At 72.0% G+C, this 19883-nt stretch carries 24 protein-coding genes; 16 read left to right on the forward strand and 8 right to left on the reverse strand.

Annotated features, from left to right (window positions below):
* Window positions 1-63 precede the first annotated feature (63 nt).
* Together O7631_RS12085 and O7631_RS12090 are read left to right on the forward strand one after the other, a co-directional pair.
* Window positions 64-642, forward strand: coding sequence for a Uma2 family endonuclease (locus tag O7631_RS12085; RefSeq protein ID WP_278144320.1), 579 nt, complete (start codon window positions 64-66; stop codon window positions 640-642).
* Window positions 643-660: 18 nt separating this feature from the next.
* Window positions 661-1740: an amidohydrolase family protein gene (locus O7631_RS12090; RefSeq protein WP_278144321.1), complete on the forward strand. Its 1080-nt coding sequence runs from the start codon at window positions 661-663 to the stop codon at window positions 1738-1740.
* Window positions 1741-1906: 166 nt separating this feature from the next.
* Here O7631_RS12090 and O7631_RS12095 read toward each other — a convergent pair whose 3' ends face one another.
* Together O7631_RS12095 and O7631_RS12100 are read right to left on the reverse strand one after the other, a co-directional pair.
* Window positions 1907-2503: a TetR family transcriptional regulator gene (locus tag O7631_RS12095; protein WP_278144322.1), complete on the reverse strand. Its 597-nt coding sequence runs from the start codon at window positions 2501-2503 to the stop codon at window positions 1907-1909.
* Between the two features lie 21 nt (window positions 2504-2524).
* Window positions 2525-3082 carry a hypothetical protein gene (locus O7631_RS12100; RefSeq protein WP_278144323.1) on the reverse strand — a complete coding sequence of 186 codons (558 nt, stop codon included), beginning with the start codon at window positions 3080-3082 and terminating at the stop codon, window positions 2525-2527.
* A gap of 69 nt (window positions 3083-3151) precedes the next feature.
* Between O7631_RS12100 and proS the strand changes: the two genes are divergently transcribed.
* The 12 genes from proS (at window position 3152) to O7631_RS12160 (ending at window position 11417) form a co-directional block, all read left to right on the forward strand.
* Window positions 3152-4558, forward strand: a complete 1407-nt coding sequence (gene proS, locus O7631_RS12105) for a proline--tRNA ligase (protein ID WP_278144324.1) — start codon at window positions 3152-3154, stop codon at window positions 4556-4558.
* A gap of 49 nt (window positions 4559-4607) precedes the next feature.
* Window positions 4608-5228: a DUF402 domain-containing protein gene (locus O7631_RS12110; protein ID WP_278147913.1), complete on the forward strand. Its 621-nt coding sequence runs from the start codon at window positions 4608-4610 to the stop codon at window positions 5226-5228.
* A 228-nt stretch (window positions 5229-5456) separates the two neighbouring features.
* Window positions 5457-5930: a 30S ribosomal protein S16 gene (gene rpsP / locus O7631_RS12115; protein ID WP_278144325.1), complete on the forward strand. Its 474-nt coding sequence runs from the start codon at window positions 5457-5459 to the stop codon at window positions 5928-5930.
* Window positions 5905-6165 carry an RNA-binding protein gene (locus O7631_RS12120; protein ID WP_172862164.1) on the forward strand — a complete coding sequence of 87 codons (261 nt, stop codon included), beginning with the start codon at window positions 5905-5907 and terminating at the stop codon, window positions 6163-6165. Before rpsP ends, O7631_RS12120 begins: the two co-directional genes overlap by 26 nt.
* The gene (rimM, locus tag O7631_RS12125; RefSeq protein ID WP_278144326.1) at window positions 6165-6719 is read left to right on the forward strand and encodes a ribosome maturation factor RimM; all 555 of its coding nucleotides are present in this window, start codon (window positions 6165-6167) and stop codon (window positions 6717-6719) included. The genes O7631_RS12120 and rimM overlap by 1 nt, the downstream gene beginning before the upstream one ends.
* Window positions 6720-6730: 11 nt before the next feature.
* On the forward strand, window positions 6731-7504 hold the full coding sequence (gene trmD / locus O7631_RS12130) for a tRNA (guanosine(37)-N1)-methyltransferase TrmD (protein WP_278144327.1): 774 nt from the start codon (window positions 6731-6733) through the stop codon (window positions 7502-7504).
* A gap of 143 nt (window positions 7505-7647) precedes the next feature.
* Window positions 7648-8004 (forward strand): 50S ribosomal protein L19, encoded by a 357-nt coding sequence (rplS, locus tag O7631_RS12135; RefSeq protein ID WP_088991045.1) that lies wholly within the window; start codon window positions 7648-7650, stop codon window positions 8002-8004.
* A gap of 181 nt (window positions 8005-8185) precedes the next feature.
* On the forward strand, window positions 8186-9058 hold the full coding sequence (gene lepB / locus O7631_RS12140; protein WP_278144328.1) for a signal peptidase I: 873 nt from the start codon (window positions 8186-8188) through the stop codon (window positions 9056-9058).
* 10 nt (window positions 9059-9068) lie between these two features.
* On the forward strand, window positions 9069-9704 hold the full coding sequence (lepB, locus tag O7631_RS12145; RefSeq protein WP_145785079.1) for a signal peptidase I: 636 nt from the start codon (window positions 9069-9071) through the stop codon (window positions 9702-9704).
* Between the two features lie 47 nt (window positions 9705-9751).
* Window positions 9752-10291, forward strand: a complete 540-nt coding sequence (locus O7631_RS12150) for an NUDIX domain-containing protein (protein WP_278144329.1) — start codon at window positions 9752-9754, stop codon at window positions 10289-10291.
* Window positions 10285-11097 (forward strand): ribonuclease HII, encoded by an 813-nt coding sequence (locus O7631_RS12155; protein ID WP_269680640.1) that lies wholly within the window; start codon window positions 10285-10287, stop codon window positions 11095-11097. Before O7631_RS12150 ends, O7631_RS12155 begins: the two co-directional genes overlap by 7 nt.
* Window positions 11094-11417: a DUF2469 domain-containing protein gene (locus O7631_RS12160; protein ID WP_007075222.1), complete on the forward strand. Its 324-nt coding sequence runs from the start codon at window positions 11094-11096 to the stop codon at window positions 11415-11417. Before O7631_RS12155 ends, O7631_RS12160 begins: the two co-directional genes overlap by 4 nt.
* A gap of 54 nt (window positions 11418-11471) precedes the next feature.
* On the opposite strand, the gene O7631_RS12165 is transcribed toward O7631_RS12160, so the two are convergent.
* Window positions 11472-12632, reverse strand: a complete 1161-nt coding sequence (locus O7631_RS12165; RefSeq protein ID WP_278144330.1) for a sulfite oxidase — start codon at window positions 12630-12632, stop codon at window positions 11472-11474.
* Window positions 12633-12808: 176 nt separating this feature from the next.
* Between O7631_RS12165 and O7631_RS12170 the strand changes: the two genes are divergently transcribed.
* Together O7631_RS12170 and O7631_RS12175 are read left to right on the forward strand one after the other, a co-directional pair.
* On the forward strand, window positions 12809-13255 hold the full coding sequence (locus O7631_RS12170; protein ID WP_278144331.1) for a DUF4240 domain-containing protein: 447 nt from the start codon (window positions 12809-12811) through the stop codon (window positions 13253-13255).
* A 130-nt stretch (window positions 13256-13385) separates the two neighbouring features.
* Entirely contained in the window at window positions 13386-13994 is a 609-nt protein-coding gene (locus O7631_RS12175) for a M23 family metallopeptidase (RefSeq protein WP_278144332.1), read from the forward strand.
* Between the two features lie 85 nt (window positions 13995-14079).
* On the opposite strand, the gene O7631_RS12180 is transcribed toward O7631_RS12175, so the two are convergent.
* The 5 genes from O7631_RS12180 to O7631_RS12200 all read right to left on the reverse strand — a co-directional run bounded on the left by O7631_RS12180 (window position 14080) and on the right by O7631_RS12200 (window position 19739).
* Window positions 14080-15261, reverse strand: a complete 1182-nt coding sequence (locus O7631_RS12180; RefSeq protein WP_278144333.1) for an aminotransferase class V-fold PLP-dependent enzyme — start codon at window positions 15259-15261, stop codon at window positions 14080-14082.
* Window positions 15262-15305: 44 nt separating this feature from the next.
* A complete protein-coding gene (locus O7631_RS12185; RefSeq protein ID WP_278144334.1) occupies window positions 15306-16346 on the reverse strand; it encodes a tyrosine recombinase XerC in 1041 nt (346 codons plus the stop codon).
* Between the two features lie 286 nt (window positions 16347-16632).
* Window positions 16633-17838, reverse strand: coding sequence for a DNA-processing protein DprA (locus O7631_RS12190; RefSeq protein ID WP_278144335.1), 1206 nt, complete (start codon window positions 17836-17838; stop codon window positions 16633-16635).
* Window positions 17835-19355, reverse strand: coding sequence for a YifB family Mg chelatase-like AAA ATPase (locus O7631_RS12195; protein ID WP_278144336.1), 1521 nt, complete (start codon window positions 19353-19355; stop codon window positions 17835-17837). Before O7631_RS12195 ends, O7631_RS12190 begins: the two co-directional genes overlap by 4 nt.
* A gap of 24 nt (window positions 19356-19379) precedes the next feature.
* Window positions 19380-19739, reverse strand: coding sequence for a YraN family protein (locus O7631_RS12200; RefSeq protein ID WP_145785070.1), 360 nt, complete (start codon window positions 19737-19739; stop codon window positions 19380-19382).
* Window positions 19740-19883: the final 144 nt, after the last annotated feature.

The following is a 19883-nucleotide window of genomic DNA, read 5'->3' on the forward strand; positions in this document are numbered from 1 at the left end:
GTCGGTGACGGCGGGCGACTGATCCGGCGCTTAGGGTGATGTCGCCCCCTGGAAGGAGATGTCATGACCGCGGCCCCGATCCTGCCCGAACGGCACGAGTGGACGGTCGACGACCTCGGTGACCTACCGAAGGACCTTCCGTACGAACTGATCAACGGAAGGTTGATCGTGCCGTCGCCGACTGCCGTGCACCAAGAGTTCTGCGTCGAGCTGCTGCTCACGCTTCGCGTCAACTGTCCGCCGGAATACCTGGTCAGCATCGACCTGTCGATGCGGGTCGACCGGCGCAACGAGCCGCGCCCCGACGTGGTGGTCATCCGCCGCACGCACGCCAACCGGTCGCCCGTACCGGTCGAGGACGCTCTGCTCGCCGTCGAGGTCGTCTCCCCGACCTCCAGCTTCCGCGACATGTACGACAAGGCGAAGGTCTACGCACACGCCGGGATCCGGTCCTACTGGGTGGTGGACCCGTCGCAGGAACGCGTCACGCTCACCGAGTACGCCCTCGGGTCGAACCGCGAGTACGAGCAGGTCGCGCACACCGAGGACCTGTTCGTCACCGAGCGGCCGTGGAAGGTCTCCGTCGACCTGCCGGCTCTGACCGCCCGCAAGAACGACCTGCTCGCCCCCGACGAGGAGTGATCGGGTAGGACTGTGCGCATGGCCCTTCATGTGCGTGGCGTACTGCTCCCCGACGACGAGGTCCGGGACCTCTGGATGGTCGGCGACCGGGTGACCTTCACCCCGGTGCCCGACGCGGAGACCGTCGTCGACGGCGGCTTCGTGTTGCCGGGGCTGGTCGACGCGCACTGCCACATCGGCATCGCCCGAGGCGGCGCCCCGATCACCTCACTCGACCAGGCCCGCGAGCTGGCCCGCCTCGACCGGGACGCCGGCGTACTGGCGATCCGCGACGCCGGCTCGCCGTACCCGTACCCCGAGCTTGACGACGAGCCGGACCTGCCGCGACTGGCCCGCGCGGGCCGGCACGTCGCCCCGCCGAAGCGCTACCTGCGCGACATCGGCGTGGAGGTCGACGCCACCGAGGTCGCCGCGACGGTGGCCGCCCAGGCGAGGGCCGGCAACGGGTGGGTGAAGCTGGTCGGCGACTGGATCGACCGTGGTGTGGGTGACCTGGCCCCGGCCTGGGACGCGGACACCCTCACCGCCGCCGTGCGGGCGGCCCACGACGCCGGGGTACGCGCCGCGGTGCACACCTTCTCCGAGTCCGCCGTCGAGATCATGGTGCGGGCCGGAGTGGACTCGGTGGAGCACGGAACCGGGCTCAGCCTCGACCTGATCGACGAGATGGCCCGGCAGGGCACCGCGCTCGTCCCCACAATGATCAATATCGCCACCTTCGGAGGCATCGCCGAACAGGCGCGCGGCAAGTTCCCTGGGTACGCCGAGCACATGCTCGCGCTGCGCGACGGCTTCCCCGAGGTGGTGCGTGCCGCGCACGAGGCGGGTGTACCGATCTACGTGGGCACCGACGCCGGCGGTGGCATCGACCACGGGCTGGCCGCCGAGGAGATGCTGCTGCTGCACGAACGGGCGGGCATGGCCCCGATCGACGTGCTCGCTGCCGCCTCCTGGGGCGCCCGGGAGTGGCTCGGCTTTCCCGGCCTGGTGGAGGGCGGCCTCGCCGACCTGACCGTCTACCCCGAGGACCCCCGCCTCGACCTGCGCGTCGTCCGCGCCCCGTCCCGCACGATCCTCCGCGGCCACGTCGTCCGCTGACCTCACGCGCCCCCCCGCGCGGGGTGCTGTGCACCGCGTGCCTCGTGCCCTGCGCCGCGCCCAAGATCCGCGCAACTTCGGTGAAGTTGCTGCCTCAGCGTGCGGCGAGCCAGCACTTTCCCCGATGTTGCGCGGATCTTGGGCGCGGGGCGCGGGGCGCGACGGGTCAGTGGGGTGGGCGGACGGCGGCGCTGAAGAGGTGTACGGCCAGGTCGGCGAGGGTTGTCGCGGTCTGGTCGATCGGGGCGCGGGGGAGCACGATGTGGCTCACCACGAGCCGGACGGTCGTGTCGGCGGCGAAGGCCAACGCGGCCTGGTCCGCTCCGGGCAGGTGGTCGCCGGCCCAGTCGATCAGCGCGCCGGATGCCTCGGTGAGCACCACCTCGGCCCGCGTGGTGAGGTACGGAAGCAGCTCGTCCGAGCCGCCTCGGGCGCTGCTCAGGATGGCCTTGACCAGGGGGTTCTCCGCCGCTGTGGTGAGCGTGTGTGCGATCGCCGCGTACGCGCCGGCACGGACGTCGGCGCCGTGCGCGAGCAGGGCGGCACGGACGTCGCCGACGAAGGTGTCCACTTCTCGCCGGGCCAGCGCCTCGGCCAGCCCGGCCTTGCTGCCGAACTCGTTGTAGACGGTTTGGCGGCTCACCCCGGCGGCACTCGCGACGGCACCCATCCGGACGCCGTCCCAGCCGGTCGCCACGGTCAGGGCCCGGGCGGCGTCGACGATGCTGTCCCGCACCGGGGTGGTGCCGCTCTGTCCAATCATGGTGGTCGAAGTGTAGGCGGTTCAGCGTACGTCGATCTGGTACTGCGCCTCGACCCAGAACCGCCCACCGTCGCTACCACCGAAGCTCAGTTCGTGCTGACCGGGGGCGGGCGGCGGCACCAGTGCCCACAGACCCCAGCAGGAGACCGGCCTGGGCCACGGCCACACGGTGACGACGTTGTTGAAGAAGCCGCTGACCGGGAACGACTGGGCCGAACCGGCTTCGCGTAGGGCGACGGCCACCCCGTCGAACTGGGCGTGACCGGTCGCGTTGTCCATGGCCTCCGCCGGTTCGTCGGTGCGACCGACCTGCCAGTAGCAGAACGTCGGGAAGAACAGCGGCCGTCCGGCGGGAACCACGCATTGACGTCGCGCAGAGCCACCGAACGTACCCGCGAGGAACCACACGTCGGTGGGTTGGTGGTGCCCGGCGTGCCGGCCGGACCCGTCGCCGATCGGATTGGCGGGTTGCCGGTGCCGGGCCACCCAGCGCACCCATCGGCTCGCGAGGTGTGCCAGCTCGACGGGGTCGGGCGTCGGGTTGAAGGCCGCGCCGGGGTGTGGATCGAGGGGGGTCATGACGGCAGATGCTAACGATGCCGCGCCCGACCGCACTGCCCCGACGAGCGGCGCATAGGATGTGCGGTCATGGCACGCGTGCTCACTCCCCGTGCGGAGGATTTTCCCCGCTGGTACCAGGACCTGATCGCCAAGGCAAAGCTGGCCGACAACGGCCCGGTCCGCGGCACCATGGTCATCCGACCGGCCGGCTACGCCATCTGGGAGCGTATGCAGGCCGAGATGGACGCCCGGATCAAGGCGGCGGGTGCGGAGAACGCGTACTTCCCGCTCTTCATCCCGGAGAACTACCTCAAGCGTGAGGCCGAGCACGTCGAGGGCTTCTCGCCGGAGCTGGCGGTGGTCACCCACGGTGGCGGCAAGCCCCTGGCCGAGCCGGTGGTGGTGCGCCCGACCAGCGAGACGGTCATCGGCGAGTTCATGGCCAAGTGGATCGACTCGTACCGGGACCTGCCGCTGCTGCTCAACCAGTGGGCGAACGTGGTCCGGTGGGAGCTTCGTCCGCGCATCTTCCTGCGTACCAGCGAGTTCCTCTGGCAGGAGGGGCACACCGCGCACGCCACCCGCGAGGACGCCCGGGCGTACGCGCGGCGGATCCTGCACGAGGCGTACGAGGACCTGATGGTCAACGTGATCGGCATTCCGGTGGTGGTGGGCCTGAAGACGGCCCGCGAGCGGTTCGCCGGCGCGACGGCCACGTACACCTGCGAAGGCATGATGGGCGACGCCAAGGCGCTCCAGCTGGGCACCAGCCACGAGTTGGGGCAGAACTTCGCGAAGGCGTTCGACATCACCTACTCCTCCAAGGAGGGCGGGCGGGAGCACGCCTGGACCACCTCCTGGGGCACGTCCACCCGGATGCTCGGTGGTCTGATCATGGCGCACGGCGACGACAACGGTCTGCGCGTGCCGCCGAAGCTGGCGCCGATTCAGGCGTACATCATGATCGTCAAGGATGGTGAGGGCGTCGCGGAGGCGGCGGCCAAGCTGCACGACGGCCTGCGTGACGCCGGTGTCCGGGTCGCGCTGGACGACCGGACCGACACCGCGTTCGGCCGCCGGGCCGTCGACGCCGAGCTGCGTGGCTATCCGGTACGCGTCGAGGTCGGCCCCCGCGACCTGGCCGTGGGCAACGCGACGGTGGTGCGCCGCACCGACGGGTCGAAGTCCCCGACGCCGGTGGCCGACGTCGTCGCCGCGGTGCTGGCGGCGCTGGAGACCGACCAGCAGGTGCTGCACGACCAGGCGCTGGCCAACCGCGAGTCGCGCACGGTGGAGGTCGCGACCCTGGCCGAGGCGATCGAGGCCGCCGCGACGGGCTGGGCCCGGGTGCCGTGGTCAGCGGTCGGTGTGGCCGGCGAGGCCGAGGCGAACGGCCAGGGCGTCACGGTGCGCTGCCTGGTGCGCGCCGACGGCTCGGTGCCGGACTCCGAGGACGAGCCCGACCTGGTCGCCATCCTCGCCCGCGCCTACTGAGGTGCCGTCGGGCGGGCCGGTGGACCACTTCGCGCCGGGTCGGTTGATCATGCACCGGAACGTGCGGCACGGTCGGATCGGATGGGTCCGGCCGGGCCGCGTGGTCAGCGACGACGAGCGGGGTCTGCTGGTGTGGATCGCCCGGGACTCGCCGGTGGCCCACGAGGTGACCGAGGCGGGCCTGGGCATGCGGGCGATGCCCTTTGCCCAGTGGGTCTCGTCGTCGTACCGGTTGGCGCACGGTCGCTGGAACGGCCCGCCGCTGCTGAAGTTCCTGCCGGCTGGCGCTGCGCACTCCGTCTGGTGGTTCCGCGACGCCCAGGGTCGGTTCGCCCACTGGTACGTCAACCTGGAGGAGCACGGTGTCCGCTGGGACGACGGCCCGGTGGCCGGCGTCGACGTGGTGGACCAGGACCTCGACGTGGTGGTGCGCCCGGACCTGAGCTGGGAGTGGAAGGACGAGGACGAGTTCGTCGAGCGGCTCGCCTTCGGCGACGACTACTGGGTGACCGACGAGAAGGCGGTCCGGGCCGAGGGGGAGCGGGTGATCGCCCTCGCCGAGGCCGGTGAGTTCCCGTTCGACGGCACCTGGTGCGACTTCACCCCACCGGCAGACTGGGACGTACCGGACGAACTGCCGCCCGGATGGGACCGTCCGCCGGTGCGCTGAGGGGTGTCTCCGGTCACCGGTGACACGGTGTCCGGGTCCGATGCGGGAGATCGGCATCGGATCTGGCAGAATGGGTCGCTGGTATCCGGCGCGCGTCCGGCGCCCTCTAACCCGGGCGCGTCGCCAGTCCACCGAGTAGTCTCCGGCCCAACCCCACTGTGCCGTCGGCGCTCACCCATGCACACCGCCCGTACGGGCCGGTGAGATCGCAACAGGAGCGAAACAACTGTGGCCGTAAAGATCCGGCTCCTGCGGATGGGCAAGATCCGCAACCCGCAGTACCGCATCGTCATCGCCGACTCGCGCACCAAGCGTGACGGTCGGGCGATCGAGTTTGTCGGGGTGTACCAGCCGAAGGAAGACCCTTCGATCATCGAGGTCAAGTCGGAGCGGGTCCAGTACTGGCTGTCCGTCGGCGCTCAGCCGAGCGAGGCGGTGCAGCGGCTGCTGGAGCTGACCGGTGACTGGCAGAAGTACAAGGGCCTGCCGGCCCCGCCGCCGCTGAAGGTCGCCGCCGAGCGGGCCGACCGTAAGGCCGCGTACGAGGCTGAGGCGAAGGCCGCCGCCGGGCTCGCCCCGGAGACCCCGGCCAAGCCGGCCAAGAAGGCCGCCAAGGCTGCCGAGGCTCCGGCCGAGGCGCCGAAGACCGAGGCTCCGGCCGAGGCCCCGGCTGCCGCTGCCGACGCCGGTGAGCAGGCCTGACATGCCTCTGCGTCCGGCGTTGGAGCACCTGGTCAAGGGCATCGTCGACCACCCGGACGACGTCCGGGTGCGGATGGTCGATTCCCGTCGGGGCAAGCGGCTCGAAGTCCGCGTGCACCCCGAGGACCTCGGCACGGTGATCGGGCGGTCCGGCCGGACCGCCAAGGCGCTGCGTCAGGTGATCGGCTCCATCGGCGGGCGCGGCGTGCGCGTCGACATCGTCGACTCGTACTGATGCAGCTCGTCGTCGGCAGGATCGGCAAGCCGCACGGTGTCCGCGGTGAGGTCACCGTGGAAGTGCGGACCGACGAGCCCGAAGCACGGTTCGCCCCCGGCTCAGTGCTGCGCACTGAGCCGGGGGCGACGCCCCCGCCAGCCAGCGATGAGCCGGGCGTGCCGTTCCGGGTTCCGGCGGAGCTGACCATCGAGGAAGCCCGTTTCCATCAGGGCCGCATGCTCGTCGCGTTCGACGGCATTCTGGACCGCAACACCGCCGAGGCGCTGCGCGGCACCCTGCTCGTGGTGGACAGCGCCGACGTGGACCCGCCGGACGATCCGGAGGAGTTCCACGACCACCAGTTGGTGGGTCTGGCCGTGGTCACCCCGGCCGGTGAGCGTCTGGGCGAGGTCGCCCGGATCGACCACGCCCCCTCCTCGGACCTGCTGGTGCTGCGGCGCCCCGAGGGGCGTACCGCGTTGATTCCGTTCGTGCGGGCGATCGTCCCCGAGGTCGACCTGGCCGGTGGACGTGTCATCGTCGACCCGCCGGCCGGCCTGCTCGACCTTTAGGACCACCCCGCATGCGCGTCGACGTCGTGTCGATCTTCCCGGAGTACTTCGCCCCGCTGGATCTGTCGTTGATCGGGAGGGCGCGGGCCAACGGCGTACTCCAACTCGCCGTGCACGACCTGCGGACCTGGACCCACGACGTGCACCGCACCGTCGACGACACCCCCTACGGCGGCGGGCCGGGGATGGTGATGCGTCCGGAACCGTGGGGTGCGGCGTTGGACGCCCTGGCGCCGGCCGAGGCACCGCCGCCCCGGTTGCTGGTGCCGTCGCCGGCCGGTGTCCCGTTCACCCAGGCCATGGCGTACGAGTTGGCCGCCGAGTCGCATCTGCTCTTCGCCTGCGGCCGGTACGAGGGCATCGACCAGCGCGTCCTGGAGCACGCGGCCACCCGGATGCCGGTGACCGAGGTCTCGCTCGGTGACTACGTGCTCTTCGGCGGCGAGGTCGCGGTGCTGGTGATGGTGGAGGCGGTCACCCGGTTGCTGCCGGGGGTGCTGGGCAACGCGGGTTCGCTCGACGAGGAGTCGCACGCGCACGGGTTGCTGGAGGCGCCGATCTACACCAAGCCGCCGAGCTGGCGCGGGCACGACGTGCCGGAGGTGCTCCGCTCCGGAGACCACGGCAGGATCGCCCGTTGGCGACGCGAGGAGGGCCTGCTGCGCACCGCCGCCCGCCGCCCCGACCTGCTGGCCGCACTGCCCGCCGATCGGCTCGACAAACGGGACATCGCGGCCCTGGACCAGGCCGGATTTCAGGTGCCGCCGGGGGATGTGGCAAAGTAGGGAGGTTGCCGTATCCGTCCGCGCCCGCGGGCGGCTGCGAGGATCCTCGACCGGGGTCGGCCCGCCGACCACCACCCGGGGATCAGAATCACCCACCCGCGCACCGAGTGACGGTGCGCCGTGAGCCTTACGAGGACGCAGCGATGAACATCCTGGACGCCCTTGACGCCCAGTCGAAGCGCACCGACCTTCCCGACTTCCGGGCCGGTGACACCGTCAAGGTGCACGCCCGCGTCGTCGAGGGCAACCGGTCCCGTGTCCAGATCTTCCAGGGCGTCGTGATCCGTCGCCAGGGTGACGGTCTGCGCGAGACCTTCTCGGTCCGCAAGGTCAGCTTCGGTGTCGGTGTCGAGCGGACCTACCCGCTCAACGGCCCGGGCATCGACCGGATCGAGGTCGTGACCCGTGGTGCCGTGCGCCGCGCCAAGCTCTACTACCTGCGCGAGCTGCGCGGCAAGAAGGCCAAGATCAAGGAGAAGCGGGAGAAGCAGCCCAGCTGACTTCCCGCTCGCCACGCCGCCTGAGCTGCGCGTATGCCGTACCGACCAGACCGCACTACCCTGGTCGTACGGGCGCAGCGAAGCGGCGGGTCCGCCCACGCGGCGGACAGCCGTTCACTACCGCCCGTGGAGCCTCGTCGAGGCTCCCGGGCGGTAGTGCTTCTGTGGACCGGGGAGTGGCGTGGTGCAGACGCTTGACGAGGACGGCACCGTCGATCCGTGGCGCCGGCGGGCTCGCCGTACCCGCCGGCAGATGCCCCTCTGGCAGGAGCTTCCGCTGCTGCTGGTGGTCGCGTTCTGCCTCGCCGTGCTGATCCGCACCTTCCTGCTCCAGGCGTTCTTCATCCCTTCCGGCTCGATGGAGGACACCCTCCTCGTCGGGGACCGGGTGCTGGTCAACAAGGTCGTCTACGACGTCCGTGACCCGGTACGCGGTGAGGTGGTGGTCTTCCGGGGCACCGACCGTTGGGCGCCGCAGGTCGACGAGCAGCCGAAGCCGGGCGTCGCGGGTCGGCTCGCCCGCACCGTGGGCGACCTCGTCGGCGTGAGCCGCCCCGGTGAGAAGGACTTCATCAAGCGGGTGATCGGCCTTCCCGGCGACCGGGTCGCCTGCTGCGACAGCCAGGGGCGGGTGACGGTCAACGGCACGCCCCTCAACGAGCCGTACGTGCTGCGGGACTCCCCGCTGGACCTTCCGCCCAACCCGCAGGAGTGCCGTTCCCGGCGCTTCGACGAGGTCGTCGTACCGCCGGGTCAGCTCTTCGTGATGGGTGACCACCGCGAGGTCTCCCAGGACGCCCGTTGCCAGGGCCCGGTGCCGATCGACAACGTCGTCGGTCGGGCCTTCATGGTGGTCTGGCCCTCGTCACGGTGGACCTCGTTGTCGGTGCCGTCGACGTTCGACGACGTGTCCGGGCCGGTCACGGCCTCCCCCGGAGCACCACCGGTGCGGCCGACCCCGCAGGGCGACGTGGTGCTGATGGTCCCGGCGTTGGTAGCCGCGCTGCGTGGTTCCCGCGCGTTCCGGACGGTGACGTCCAGCTCGGCAACGTAGGCTCCTTGGCGTGATTGACGAGCAGACCGACAAGCCCCGCAGCTCCTTCTGGAAGGAGCTGCCGATCCTGCTGGGTGTGGCGATCCTGGTCGCGGTTCTGGTCCGCGCCTTCGTGCTGCAGACCTTCTTCATCCCCTCTCCGTCCATGGAGAACACACTCAAGATCGATGACCGGGTGTTGGTCAACAAGCTGGTCTACGACTTCCGGTCGCCGCACCGCGGTGAGGTGATCGTGTTCAAGGCACCCACCACGTGGAGCGGCAACCCCGACGGTGAGGACTTCATCAAGCGGGTGATCGGCGTCCCGGGTGACCACGTGGTCTGCTGCGACCCGCAGGAACGGCTGATGATCAACGGCAAGTCGCTGGACGAGCCGTACATCTTCTCCCTGGACGGGGTGCGCGACAAGCCCGCCGACCAGGAGTTCGACATCACCGTGCCGGAGGGGCGGCTGTGGGTGATGGGTGACCACCGCTCGGCCTCCGGTGACTCGCTGGAGCACTGGCAGCAGTCCGGGCAGAACATCACCGAGGCCACGATCCCCGAGGACGACGTGGTCGGGCGGGCGTTCACCGTCTTCTGGCCGGTCAACCGGGCCACCTGGCTCACCGTGCCCGACTCGTTCGACGGCATTCCCAAGCCGTAGACCACCGGGGCGTGGGCGATCCGCCGTCGGTCTGGCAGGCTGGTGCGGTGAACGTGAGCGCGAGGAGTGAGCGTGCGAGCTCCGCAGTCGCGAACAGCAGCAGCCGTGTCTACACCCCTCGACGCGCGGCCCGCGTGCTGCTCGTCGACGCGGCCGGTCGGGTCCTGCTGTTCGAGGGCTTCGACCCGGCCCGACCAGGGCATCGATACTGGTTCACCCCCGGTGGTGGGCTCGATCCGGCGGAGGCCCCGGCGGCCGGCGCGGCACGGGAGTTGGCCGAGGAGACCGGGCTGCGGCTCGACCCGACGGCGTTGGGGGAGGCGGTCTTCTCCGACACGACCGAGTTCACCTTCGACGGCAACTGGTACCGCCAGGAGCAGGACTTCTTCCTCCTTCGGGTGCAGTCCTGGCAGGTCGACACCACCGGCTTCAACGACATCGAGCAGCGCAGCATCGCCGACCACCGCTGGTGGCTCCCCGACGAGTTGGTGGCCAGCGGTGAGCGGTTCTACCCGCCCGAGTTGCCTGCCCTGCTGACCAGGCTGGGCCGGTCGACCGCCGCGGGTCCGGGCGAGGCTCCGTGCTGACCCCGCCGCGCACCGTCGTGCGCCGGGAGGCCGGCCTCTACGCCCTGGAACGGGCACTGCAGCGGCGCGGGTTTCGGCACGTCGCCGGCGCTGACGAGGCGGGCCGGGGAGCGTGTGCCGGTCCGCTGGTCGCGGCCGCCGCGGTGTTGCCCGAGGGGCGGCGCGGCGAGATCGAGGGGCTGGCCGACTCGAAGCTGCTCACCCCGGCCAGCCGGGAACGGGTGTACGCGGAGGTCGTGGACCGTGCCCTCGCGTACGCAGTGGTGGTCATCCCCGCCGACGAGGTCGACGCCCGGGGGCTGCACGTGTGCAATCTGGCGGCGATGCGCCGGGCGCTCGCCTCGCTCACCACACGCCCGGAGTACGTGCTGACCGACGGCTTCGGCGTGGACGGCCTGGGCGTGCCCGGGCTGGCGGTGTGGAAGGGTGACCGGGTGGCCGCGTGCGTGGCGGCGGCCAGCGTGCTCGCGAAGGTCACCCGGGACCGGATCATGGTGGAGCTGGACGGGGTGTTCCCGGCGTACGGCTTCGCCGAACACAAGGGTTACATCACCCCGGAGCACTCGGCGGCGCTGCGGGAGCACGGGCCGTGCCGGGAGCACCGGTTCTCGTACGTCAATGTCGCGGCGGTCTCCGGCCGCGACGGTCGGCCGCCGCGTGCCCGACGGCCCGGCGGCCACGCCTCGGAAGAGCCGATGGAGCGCTCCTGGGCGTCAGGGGGTACCGTCGGCGTGGCGTTGGGCGAGCAGCCTCGGCCTCCGGCGCCGGTGGGGGAAGATGTGGCCATGGAAGGCGGAGTGCGATGAGCGCGGAAGATCTCGAGAAGTACGAGACCGAGATGGAGCTGCAGCTCTACCGGGAGTACCGCGACATCGTCCGCCAATTCTCGTACGTGGTGGAGACGGAACGCCGGTTCTACCTGGCCAACCAGGTCGACCTGCACGTGCGCAACTCCGACGGCGAGGTCTACTTCGAGGTCGAGATGCACGACGCCTGGGTGTGGGACATGTACCGTCCCGCCCGCTTCGTGAAGAACGTCCGGGTGATGACCTTCAAGGACGTCAACGTCGAGGAGCTGGAGAAGCCCGACATCTCGCTGCCCGCCGACTCCGGCTTCGGCGGCTGACCGCACCCCGCCACACCACGGGCCCCCCACCCGTGGCGTAGCACCTGCCGCCGATCACTCGGCCGGCACCACGACCTCTACCCGCTGCACCAGGTTGTTGGCGAAACCGCCACGGTTCCACGGCTGCTCGACCGGCTGGGTCCGCCCGGACGCGTCGGTCGCCCGGGCACCCAGCACGTAGTGGCCCGGGGTGGCGCTCCACTCGTACCGCCAGCGCCGCCAGGCGAAGTCCCCGGAGGCCGGCGGGTCCAGCTCGGCCGGCGCCCAGCTCTCCCCACCGTCGGTCGTCACCTCCACCGACACCACCGGGGCGTGCCCGGACCAGGCCCGACCGTCGACGGTGCAACGCCCGGGGCGCAGCACACGGCGGCGGGACATGAAGTCCGGGAAGCCGGGCGGGCGGACCAGCGCACGCGGCTCGATCCGGGTGACCGGCACGCCCGGGTCGTCGGCGTCCTGGCGTACCCGGTAGGCCACCGCGTTCTGGTACCCCTCGAACGGTTCGGTCCGCACGTCGATCGAGTGCAGCCACTTCACGTGTGCCATGCCGTACCAGCCCGGCACGATCAGCCGCAGCGGCGCGCCGTGCTGCGGCAGCAGGGGAGCGCCGTTCATCTCGTACGCCAGCAGCACCTCCTCGCGCAGCGCGTCGGCGACCGGCAGCGCCCGCTGGTAGTCCTGCTCCACCCCGCGCTCGACGCCGTGATCGGCGCCGGTGAAGACCACGTCCACCGCGTCCGGCCCGAGCCCCGCCTCCCGCAGCAGCGGAGCGAGGGGAGTGCCGGTCCACTCGGCGTTGCCGACCGCCTCGACCAGCCACGGCTGGCTGACCGGTCGGGGATGCAACAGGGCCCGGCCGTTGCCGGCGCACTCCAGGGTCACCTGCCGGGTGACCCGTGGCCGCTCACGCAGGTCCGCGAGGCTGACCGTCAGCGGCCGGTCCACCGCGCCGCCGACGGTCAGCGCGTGCGTCGCCGCGTCGACCTCCGGGATGTCGTAGTGGATCAGCAGGTAGTGCAGCCCGGCCGGGGTGACGTCGTAGCGCAACGCCTCCAACGGGATGCCGTGGTTACGCGCGGCGAGCTGCAACTCCTCGGCGCTGATCGCCTCGTCCGGCGCCGCGAGCCGGGACGGGTCGCTCACGTCCGCCACCGTCGGGCCGGAACCTTCGGCGCCGTCCGCGCGGGACGTCGTCCGGTCGTCGAGAGTGGTCATGCGGGCCTCCCCGGTACAGACGGCGGCACCCCGCCGTACGCGGCCCAGCTTAGGGCCTGTTTCACGAGGGCGGTCGAGCCGAGGCGGAGTCCGGGCGGCGATCCCGGCAGGGCGCGGTGTCGTCCGACGGATACCGTTGTTGGATCCGTTCGGCCGCGCGATCATCGGGGGCTGTGATGCTCACTGATGAGGACTTCTGGCGGTTCGTCGCGCTGCTCGGCGGTCGGCCCGAGATCCAGGACGACCGGCCGTACGAGCGGTTGACCGCCGTACTGTCGGAAGAGCCGGTGGAACGGATCGTCGGCTTCGCCGAGACGCTCGCGTGGAAGCTCTACCAACTGGACCGTCGGGCGCTCGCTCAGGCTGTCCCGCCGGGCGCGGACCACCTGTCCGACGACGGCTTCCTGTACGCGCGCTGCGCGGTGGTGGTGGCGGGTCCGACGGCGTTCGACGCCGTGCTGGCCGATCCGGCGGCGTTCGCGCGTTTCACCACCGTCGAGGCCGCCCACGCGGACTCCATCCTCGACGTTCCCTCCAACGCCTACCAGAAGGCGACCGGCAGGGAGTGGGAGCACGTCGAGGAGTACGACTACGAGACCGGATCCAATGAACAGTGGTGGTGACCTGGGCCGCTAGGTGTCGCGCATAGCAGATCATCGAGGGCGTCGGGTGGTCGTCCACAGCGCCGTCGGTTGTCCACAGGTTCACCGGCCGGGCTGGCGTACCACCCGACCGTGGCCGGAGGCTGCCGTCATGCGACAGCCATGGATCCGCTCGATCCGCCGTACCGTGCTGCTCTGCGCCGCCGTGCCCCTCGCGCTGACCGTGCAGCTCTGCGGTCTGGCGGTGCTCGTCGCGGCGGTGCCCGGCCAGCCACCGACGCCGACCGTGCCGGTGCCTGTCGCCGCCGTGGCGGGCGTCGGGTCGGAGCGCTTCCGCTGGCCGCTCGACGGGCCACCGCGACTGGTGCGCCGCTTCGACCCGCCACCCCGGCCGTGGCTGCCCGGCCACCGGGGCGTCGACCTGGCCGCCCCGCCCGGAGCTGTGGTCCGCAGTGCCGGGCCGGGCACCGTGCTCTTCGCCGGTCTGGTGGCCGGCCGACCGGTGGTCACCGTGGGGCATGCCGGCGGGCTGCGAACCACCCACGAGCCCCTGCAACCCGGGGTACGCCCCGGTCAGGCGGTCGCCACCGGCGCGCCGCTGGGCGAACTGCTGCCCGGCCATCCGGGTTGCCCGGCGGACGCCTGCCTGCACTGGGGCCTGCGCCGGGGCGAGGAATACCTCGACCCGCTCGCCCTGCTCGGCCTCGGGCCGGTGCGACTGCTGCCGGCCGGCGGGCCCTCCGCCGGTGTCGTTCGGTAGGCGGGCCTTGGCCGGTGCGTGCGGTCGCCGGGCCTTCTGCCGGTGTCGTTCGTTCGGTCGGTCGGCCTTGGGCCGGTGGGTGCGGTCAGCGCTGGGCGAGCAGCGGCGGCAACCGTATGGCCAGCCGTTCGTACTCGTCGGCGGTGTTGTAGACCTGACCGGTGAGCCGCAGCCACCCCCGGCTGTTCCAGCTCATCACCGCCACCTCGGCGGCGAGCCGCTCGCCGATCCGCGCCTGCAACGCCCGTGCGGCGTCGATCGTGGTGCCCGTCCCGTCCGGCAGCGGGATGAGACGCAGCGACACCCCCGGTCCGCCGGGGTCGGGCAGGTCGGCGGGCGGCACCCCCAGGGCGTCCCCCACCACCCGCTGGCCGTACGCGGCGAGCGCCGCGTTGTGCGCCCGCACCCGGTCCACACCGAGACTGCGCATCGTGAACAGACCTGCCGGGGCGGCCAGCCAGGGCGTGTAGTCGAGGGTCGCCTGCCACTCGAGCCGGGCCGGGAAGCCCGACTCCTGCTCCCAGGAGACCACCAGCGGCTCGATCCGGTCCCGCCACGGCGGTGCCACCGCCAGCAGGGCGGTCCCTCGCGGGGCGTACGCCCATTTGTGCAGGTTGCCCACCCAGAAGTCGGCACCGATGCTGGCCACCGTGGTGGGCAGCATCCCCGGGGCATGTGCGGCGTCCACCAGCACCGGCACGTCGTGTTCCCGGGCCACCCCGACGATCGCGGCGGTCGGGAAGAGCTTGGCGGTGGCCGAGGTGAGCTGGTCGACGACGAGCAGCCGGGTCCGACCGGGGCGCAGTCCGTCGCGGACGATCTGCACGAGCTGCTCGTCGGTGGCCGCCAGCGGAATCGGCAGGACCCGGCTGACCGCCCCGGTACGGCGGCACTCACGGTGGATGGCCAGGCTCACCGCCCCGTACCCGTGGTCGGTGCTGAGGATCTCGTCGCCCGGTCGCAGGCCCATCGACTGGAGCACAACGGCGACGCCGGTCGTGGTGTTGCCCACCAGGGCGCTGCCGTCCGGGTCGGCACCCAGGAAACCGGCGAGGTGCCGGCGGGTGTGCGCGATCCGGTCGACCAACCCCTGGGTGAAGAAGCGCAGCGGGTTGGCCTCCATCTCGTCGCGCAGCCGCTGCTGGGCTCGCTGCACGCCGATCGGGACCGCGCCGAACGAGCCGTGGTTGAGGTGACTGACCGCCGGGTCCAGGGAGAAGAGCAGGCGTGCGCCCGGGATCGGCTCAGGGGGCTGCGGGACGCTCACCCGATGATCGTAACCGCCGGGGATCCCCGCCCTCCGCCCCTTGATCAGGCGCGGGGATGGGCCTGGCGGTAGGCGGCTCGCAGCCGCTCCACCGAGACGTGCGTGTAGATCTGCGTGCTGGCCAGTGACGAGTGGCCCAGCAACTCCTGCACGGCGCGCAGGTCCGCACCACCCTCCAGCAGGTGGGTGGCCGCCGAGTGCCGGAGGCCGTGCGGGCTCGTCCGGGGCAGGCCGGCGGCCTCGGCGTACGCTCCGACGATCTGACGGGCGGTCGTCGGATTGAGCCGACCACCCCGGGCACCCAGCAGCAGCGCGTCCCCGGAGTGGGCGCCCACCATCGCCGGCCGGCCCTGACGCAACCAATCGTCCAACGCCCGCTGCGCGGGCACCCCGTAGGGCACCGAGCGCTCCCGTCCGCCCTTGCCGAACACCCGGATCACCCGTCGGCCGTGGTCGACGTCAGCGACGTCCAGCCCGCAGGCCTCACTGACCCGTACGCCGGTGGCGTAGAGCAGCTCCAGCAGCACCCGGTCGCGCAGCGGCACCGCGGCTTCGCCCGGCGTCGGCCCGGCCGCCGGGCCTGTGCCTGGGTGATGCGTGGGTGCCCGGTGCGTGTCCGGCAGGTCAGTGGGTGGCGGGTCGGTGGGCGTTACCCGCCGGGTCGGGCCGTCGACCAGAGCGGCGGCCTGGTCGGCGCGGAGCACACCGGGCAACTCCCGGTGCGCACGAGGGCTGGCCAGCGCCGCACCGACGTCGGAGGGAAGCAACCCGGCCCGGTGCGCCCAGGCGCTGAACGCTCGCGCCGACGCGGCCCGCCGCGCCAACGACGTACGCGCCGCGCCGGTGGTGCGTTGCCGCGCCAGCCAACTACGCAGCACCGACAGGTCCAGCTCGGCCAGGTCGACGCAGCCCATCCGCACGGCATGGTCGAACAGCGAGACCAGATCGGTGACGTACGCGCGGACGGTGTGCGTCGACCGGTTCCGCACCCGGGACAGGTGCTCGGCGAAGTTGTCGACCGCTTCGCGCAGGGCTGGCGGCAGTGCCTGGTGCATGGCCCGGGTGCTCCGGTCACCGCGGCTCATCGCGGACGCGCGGATCCGTCGGCCGGCCTGTCGACCCCGGCGCCCTCACTGGCTGCTGGCACACCCGTCAGCCTACGACCGATGGCTGCGCCTCACCGGTCACGGTGACGCCGATTCTCGGACCTCGGCTATCGGCGGTTGTTCCTCTTGGCCAGGAACACCAGGAGGCCCACGACGACTACGGCGGTCGTGACGAGAAGGCACAGGATGGAGACGTGCCACGGCTTGATTGCACCCATGACTGCGCACCGTACCGGTAACACCGACTGTCGGGATGCCCCAGCACTCACCCTGCCGTGACTGTCGTGCTGCCGCGTCTGGACGCGACCGGTGCCACGAGCGCGTAGCCGTCGTCGCGACGGACCACCATGGACAGTTCCTCCAACAGGGACAGCTTGCGCATCGCGGTGCGGACGTCGAGGCCGGCCCGGGTCGCGAGGGCGTCCACACCGCGGGCACCGCGACGGGGCAGCGCCTCCAGCAGTGAACGCGCGTCGTCGTCGAGTGAGTCGGCGGCCCGCTGCGGGCCCCGCGCCGGCGGCGCCAGGTCCGCGCCGATCCGGCCCACCTCCTCGAGCACGTGGGCGACGCCGGTGACCAGGCGGGTCTTGGGGTTGTCGCGGAGGAACTCGTGCGCGCCGACGGACATCGCCGAGGTCACCGGCCCGGGCACCACCATCGCCATCCGGTTGGTGTAGACGGCTCGTCGCGCGGTCTGGGTCGCGCCACTGCGCGCCGACGCCTCCACCAGGACGGTGCCCAGGGTGCCTGCGGCGATCACCCGGTTGCGGATCAGGAACCGGGGCCGTAGCGGCTCGGCGCCGGGCGGCCACTCACTGACCAGTAGCCCGGTGTCGGCGATCCGGTCGAAGAGAGCGGCGTTGCCCATCGGGTACGGCCGGTCCAGTCCACAGGCGAGCACCGCAACGGTCAGACCGCCCGCGTTCAGGGCACCCCGGTGAGCGGCGGCGTCGATGCCGAAGGCGCCACCCGACACGACTGTCCAGTCCCGTTCGGCCAGCCCGTACCCCAGTTCAGTGGCGACGTGCTGCCCGTAACCGGTGGACGCCCGCGCACCGACCACAGCCACCGAACGATCCAGGGCCTCGCCCAGCGGCCAACCTCCGCGTACCCAGAAACAGAGCGGTGGCGCGGTCTCACCGTCCACCCGGCGGGTGACGTCCGGCAGGCGCAGCGTGGCCAGGTCGGCAACCCGCGCCGGCCACTCCTCGTCGTCCGGCGTGACCAGTCGGGCACCGAGCCGGTCCGCGCGCTCCAACGCCTCGGCCGCCACCGCCCGGGCGTCACCGCCCGCCAACCGGGCCGCCACCGTGCTGTGCAGCCAGCCGTCCGGACTGCCCCCGTCCAGCAGCAGATCCAGGGTCGCCACCGGGCCGAGCCGTTGCACCAGGCGGTACACCACGCGGGTGCCCGGCTCGGCCAGCCAGGTCAGCGCGACCCGGGCCAACCTGCGCTCTTCGTCGGCGCTCACATCGCTTCTCCCGTCCGGAGTTGGATCGCTTCCCGCACGTCGTCCCGGTCCGGTCGATCTCGGCCGTCCAGGTCGGTGATGGTCCAGGCCATCCGGATCACGCGGTCGAAGCCGCGCGCCGACAGCGAGCCGGAGTCGAGCCGACCACGCAGTTCGGCGGTGACCCGGGCGGGTAGCCGCCAAGGCGGTCGACGCAGGTGCGGGCCGTCCACCTCGGCGTTGAGTCTTCGGCCGAGGCCGGCCCAGCGGGTAGCTGCCGCCTGCCGGGCCGCCGCTACCCGCGCGGCGACCGTCGCCGACGGCTCGACATCGCCGTCGGGTGCCATCAACTCCGCCGCCCGCACGGGCATCAGCCGCACCTGCACGTCGATCCGGTCGAGCAGCGGCCCGGACAGTCGGCCCAGGTAGCGGCGGCGGACCAGCGCGGTGCACTCGCAGTGCGAGTCGCCGGCCGGTTTCGCGCAGGGACAAGGGTTGGCAGCCAACACCAACTGGGTCCGGGCCGGGTACACCATGCCGCCCCCGCTGCGGCTCAGTTGGATGCGACCGTGCTCCAGGGGTTGGCGCAGCGCCTCCAACGCGCCCTTGCTGAACTCGGGCGCCTCATCCAGGAACAGGACCCCACGGTGGGCCAACGACACCGCGCCGGGCCTCGCCAGCCCCGAGCCACCGCCGACCAGCGACGGCACGGTCGCCGTGTGGTGCGGCGCCTGGAACGGCGGGCGGCGCAGCAACCGGCCGCCCGGCGGCAGCAGCCCTGCCACCGAGTGCAGAGCCGTCACCTCCAGCGCCGCTTCGTCGTCCAACTCGGGCAGGAGCGACGGCAACCGTTCGGCGAGCATCGTCTTGCCGGCACCCGGAGGGCCGAGCAGGGCGATGTGGTGCCCACCGGCGGCGGCCACCTCCAACGCGCGCCGGCCGACCTGCTGCCCGGCGACGTCGGCGAGATCCGGCCCACCGACGACGGGTGTCGGCGTGGCCGCCGGTGGCTCGATCAGCGGGGTGCCGTCGCGGACGAAGGCGACCAGCCGGTGCAGATGGTCGACCGCTCGCACGCGTACCCCGGGGATGACCGCGGCCTCGGCGGCGTTGCCGATCGGGACGATCACCCGCTCGACGCCGGCCTGGGCCGCGGCGGCGACCATCGGGAGCACGCCGCGTACCGGTCGGACCGTGCCGTCGAGCCCCAACTCGCCGAGGACCACCACACCCTCCAGGGGGAGCAGCGGCAGCTCACCCGAGCCACCCAACAGAGCTGCGGCGATGGCCAGGTCGAAGGCCGAGCCGAACTTCGGCAGAGCGGCGGGCAGCAGGTTGAGGGTGATGCGCCGGTTGGGCCAACGCTGACCGGAGTTGACCACGGCGGCGCGGACGCGGTCGCGGGCCTCGTGCAGGGCGGTGTCCGGTAGGCCGGAGATCACCACCGCCGGCAGCCCGGCGGCCAGGTCGGCCTCCACCTCGACCAGGTGGCCGGTCACCCCGACCAGACCCACACAGAGCACCTTCGCGTAGCTCATGACGCCGCCTTCGGAGTACGCATCTCAGAACGCGCCCTTGAGGTGGTCCACCCGCGCCGGGCCGGCCTCGGGGAGCCGCACCGACAGCACGTCGAACCGCACCTCCTCGGCGGTCGTGCCGGTCTCGGTCAGCCAGCGCGCGGCCAACCCTCGCAAGCGGCGGGCCTTGGCCGGCACGACAGCCTCGGCGGGGGTGCCGAAGGCGTCGCCCCGGCGGGTCTTCACCTCGCAGAAGGCGAGCACCGGCCCGTCCCAGGCGATGATGTCGATCTCTCCGGCCGGGCAGCGCCAGTTGCGGGCGATCGGCCGCAGCCCTGCCTCAGTGAGGTGTCGGACGGCGCACCGCTCCCCGTACGCGCCGACCGCCTGGTTCCGCTTCGTCATGGAGGCACGGTGCCCGCCGAAGTGCGCGCGCCGCGACCTCGCCAACAGCGGATCTGTGGACAACCAGTGACCTGTGGACAACCGGACGATCAAGCTCGCGCCGTGCTAGGGCCTGTTTCATAAGGGCGGCCAGTTCTTATGAAA

It is taken from the genome of Micromonospora sp. WMMD967, from assembly GCF_029626165.1.
GTDB lineage: Bacteria > Actinomycetota > Actinomycetes > Mycobacteriales > Micromonosporaceae > Micromonospora > Micromonospora taraxaci.

Excerpts from the sequence above, each read along its gene's own strand:
- O7631_RS12170 (WP_278144331.1), top strand. The coding sequence starts at position 12,809 with ATGCTCACTGATGAGGACTTCTGGCGGTTCGTCGCGCTGCTCGGCGGT.
- O7631_RS12195 (WP_278144336.1), bottom strand. The coding sequence starts at position 19,355 with ATGAGCTACGCGAAGGTGCTCTGTGTGGGTCTGGTCGGGGTGACCGGC.
- O7631_RS12175 (WP_278144332.1), top strand. The coding sequence starts at position 13,386 with ATGCGACAGCCATGGATCCGCTCGATCCGCCGTACCGTGCTGCTCTGC.
- O7631_RS12100 (WP_278144323.1), bottom strand. The coding sequence starts at position 3,082 with ATGACCCCCCTCGATCCACACCCCGGCGCGGCCTTCAACCCGACGCCC.
- rplS (WP_088991045.1), top strand. The coding sequence starts at position 7,648 with ATGAACATCCTGGACGCCCTTGACGCCCAGTCGAAGCGCACCGACCTT.
- O7631_RS12200 (WP_145785070.1), bottom strand. The coding sequence starts at position 19,739 with ATGACGAAGCGGAACCAGGCGGTCGGCGCGTACGGGGAGCGGTGCGCC.
- O7631_RS12165 (WP_278144330.1), bottom strand. The coding sequence starts at position 12,632 with ATGACCACTCTCGACGACCGGACGACGTCCCGCGCGGACGGCGCCGAA.
- O7631_RS12110 (WP_278147913.1), top strand. The coding sequence starts at position 4,608 with ATGCACCGGAACGTGCGGCACGGTCGGATCGGATGGGTCCGGCCGGGC.
- trmD (WP_278144327.1), top strand. The coding sequence starts at position 6,731 with ATGCGCGTCGACGTCGTGTCGATCTTCCCGGAGTACTTCGCCCCGCTG.
- O7631_RS12090 (WP_278144321.1), top strand. The coding sequence starts at position 661 with ATGGCCCTTCATGTGCGTGGCGTACTGCTCCCCGACGACGAGGTCCGG.
- rimM (WP_278144326.1), top strand. The coding sequence starts at position 6,165 with ATGCAGCTCGTCGTCGGCAGGATCGGCAAGCCGCACGGTGTCCGCGGT.
- O7631_RS12095 (WP_278144322.1), bottom strand. The coding sequence starts at position 2,503 with ATGATTGGACAGAGCGGCACCACCCCGGTGCGGGACAGCATCGTCGAC.
- proS (WP_278144324.1), top strand. The coding sequence starts at position 3,152 with ATGGCACGCGTGCTCACTCCCCGTGCGGAGGATTTTCCCCGCTGGTAC.
- O7631_RS12085 (WP_278144320.1), top strand. The coding sequence starts at position 64 with ATGACCGCGGCCCCGATCCTGCCCGAACGGCACGAGTGGACGGTCGAC.
- O7631_RS12185 (WP_278144334.1), bottom strand. The coding sequence starts at position 16,346 with ATGAGCCGCGGTGACCGGAGCACCCGGGCCATGCACCAGGCACTGCCG.
- O7631_RS12160 (WP_007075222.1), top strand. The coding sequence starts at position 11,094 with ATGAGCGCGGAAGATCTCGAGAAGTACGAGACCGAGATGGAGCTGCAG.